This is a genomic window from Pseudomonas sp. QS1027, from assembly GCF_002814235.1.
Classification (GTDB): Bacteria; Pseudomonadota; Gammaproteobacteria; order Pseudomonadales; family Pseudomonadaceae; genus Aquipseudomonas.
Genome location: NZ_PHSU01000049.1, coordinates 1 through 2505, shown reverse-complemented (window position 1 = coordinate 2505; position 2505 = coordinate 1). Strand labels below are relative to the sequence as shown.

3 protein-coding genes are annotated in these 2505 nt (G+C 45.7%); all 3 read left to right on the top strand.

Annotation, left to right across the window (positions count from 1 at the left end):
* Positions 1 to 99 precede the first annotated feature (99 nt).
* Complete coding sequence (locus CWE01_RS33475) at positions 100 to 513, top strand: hypothetical protein (protein WP_157815320.1); 414 nt, start codon at positions 100 to 102, stop codon at positions 511 to 513.
* Positions 514 to 1063: 550 nt separating this feature from the next.
* The gene (locus tag CWE01_RS32865) at positions 1064 to 1483 is read left to right on the top strand and encodes an RDD family protein (RefSeq protein WP_256579441.1); all 420 of its coding nucleotides are present in this window, start codon (positions 1064 to 1066) and stop codon (positions 1481 to 1483) included.
* Between the two features lie 68 nt (positions 1484 to 1551).
* Positions 1552 to 2397 carry an Imm47 family immunity protein gene (imm47, locus tag CWE01_RS32860; protein WP_157815319.1) on the top strand — a complete coding sequence of 282 codons (846 nt, stop codon included), beginning with the start codon at positions 1552 to 1554 and terminating at the stop codon, positions 2395 to 2397.
* The last annotated feature ends 108 nt before the right edge of the window (positions 2398 to 2505 follow it).

Genomic DNA, 2505 nt, shown 5'->3' with positions numbered 1-2505 from the left:
CGGATTTATTTTAATTTTTACATCAGTAGTTCAGCCGAATGGGACGGTGAAGTCTATAGGTCCGCAAGATTTTGCACCGGTTAAACAGGGTGGGGTGAAATGGTAAGTGAAAATAATACGGCCTTCGTCAATAAAGTGTCTTTCAGGAGCATTGGCGCATCAGCTGAAGAATGGCTGGAGAACCCGAAGGAAAGTGCGCTGGGTAGTTACTTGTCAGCCATGAAGAAAGGTGAGATTGAGAGCCTGACGCTTTATGGTAAAAGTGAGGAGCGGTTATTCATTGTCAATAAACCTGGTTTTTATCACGTAACAATTTTTTTAGATGAGTCTGAAGGGTATGGGTACAGCGATGGTACTGGAGATACATCAAGCATAGATATAGCAGGAGATTACTGGCCGTCATTTCGTATTTGTAAAGATTTTATGAAATTGGGGTCAATTGTTCATGAGTTTTTTGTTTCGGGGACTCCGTCAGCGTCTGCTCATTGGATTCATTTCTCTGATGATGATTAAGAGGGAATACGGCGGCGAATATCGATTTTTAGCAGAAAAGAGCAGAAAAGTGGACCAGAAAAGGGGACACCCATTAGCCTTGACTCGAGACCGGCTAATGGGCGTCCCCTTTTTCGTCCCGCACCATTGAAGCGACAAAACCCATCCATTTGGTACTGCTAGGATGGGCCAGCGGTAACCGCGCCTGCCGGGTCGATTTTGTCAGTGAGTTCATTCCGGGAGCCCGCTATGTGATCAAGGGGGGCATCGCAGATGGCCCGAATAATTTCGGCACCTGCCAGGTCAGCATCTTTGATCAGGATTCCGGTGTTCGACTCCCTCTGAGCAGCCAGGAATTGCCGAAGGCCGACGGCTGCACCCTGGATCAGTGGTTACCGCCGGTGCTTTGATTGCTCTGGTGACACTTTGGCAATCGATCTAAAAGGGAGCGGATTTATTTTTTGGGTGAGTAAAGCGGTGGTCCTGTCAGACGTATCGAAAATAAATTCGTACCCTTTTCAAGTTACCTTGTCAGTAATTTCTTACAGTGATCCGGCAGTCAAGAGATAATATGGAATTCAGTATGGATGGACGCGCACAGAAACACTCTCCCAATTTGGCCAGCCCAATTCGTCGATTAGCTGCTCAGATCATTGACTCAGTCATCGTGCTTTTTCTGATTTCTGTCATCATCACGGTTTTGAGCTTTGTAGGCCCGTACAGTATCTCCTCTCTCGTGGGGATGGTCGTCGGTGGCGGATATTTTTTATTTTCTGACGCTATTTGGGATGGCCAAAGCATTGGTAAAAAAATGATGAAGATTTCAGCTGTTGATGAGTTCAGCCTTTTAGGCTGCAGCTATCTTCAGTCATTTGTTCGGAATTTTTTGAAGTTTAATCTGCTATTTATAGATTGGGTGTTCGTATTTTTTGGAGGGCGGAAAAGATTGGGGGACATGCTCGCGTCGACAGTAGTGATCAACGCAGAATAGGTGTTATATCTTTCGATATTACATGCTAAGGGGGGGGCGGATTTATTTTAATTTTTATGAGTAAGGTAGTGCTCCTGCTAGGCACGATGAAAATAAATCCGTCCCATTTTGGTGCTTTTGGTGAATTAATGAGGGGTAAAGTGCAAAGCTTTGATATCCTGCATCCAGGAGTATGGTTTGGGCCAGAATTGGAGAAGCAAGAGGGTATCCGCTTGAAGTCTGTCGACGAACTTGGTGAACTTCAGTTTCTCTGTGAGCATCTGAAATGTGGTGATTTTTCGATTCGATCACGTCTTCAGGAACTAATTGTTTCTTGCCGAGACGCGTCGGTAAGGAAGCAGGCAATCCGATTGTATTGTTATACGGCTCGCCATCAGGATGTTGCGTTTGTATACAATCTTCTTGAGGAGCTTGATCACGATGATATATTGACCGTTGTCGTTACCGCGCCAGATACTCTTTCGCCAGAGGTGGTTCCCTATCTGTTCACGTTGCTTGGTGAGTATGGTGAGGTATCAATTTCACAAGATATATTGTCATCTATCGATAGGGTTTTTCCATGGGGCTATGTTGGTGGGGAGGTTGATCTGATAGGCCTGTCCGAGAAGTTCTCTGGATTTGCTAAGTCGCTTGTGACTGGTGCATATTACTATGGGGGTGCGCTTGCTCATCCCGGGTCACTATGCAAGGCTTTGATTGAGGCCGTTGCTCAGTCGAGGCACTCAAAGAGAAAGTTTCCGCTTGCCAATGCACCAACGTTGCTTTCGGTTTGGAGTGGGGAAAAATGTCCTGTGTTTTATGGGCAAGATGTGGACGATAGGTGTATGCAGGATGTTATGGGTTACGTGAATCGAATTGCGTCGTTGCAGTGGGATGCCGGGAGAAAATATTTCTACAAGCATATAGTTGAGTAGTGTGGTCCTAAGATGGGATGCGCCCTTTTTGAAATTTATTTATCAACAAGGGCCGGTGGTTGAAAGATGAATGGGCTTCGATTTGCGTGGGAACCGGTAAATATTACA

What these genes read in the sequence shown, in the direction of transcription:
- CWE01_RS32865 (WP_256579441.1), top strand. Translation starts at nt 1,064, where the DNA reads ATGGAATTCAGTATGGATGGACGCGCACAGAAACACTCTCCCAATTTG.
- CWE01_RS33475 (WP_157815320.1), top strand. Translation starts at nt 100, where the DNA reads ATGGTAAGTGAAAATAATACGGCCTTCGTCAATAAAGTGTCTTTCAGG.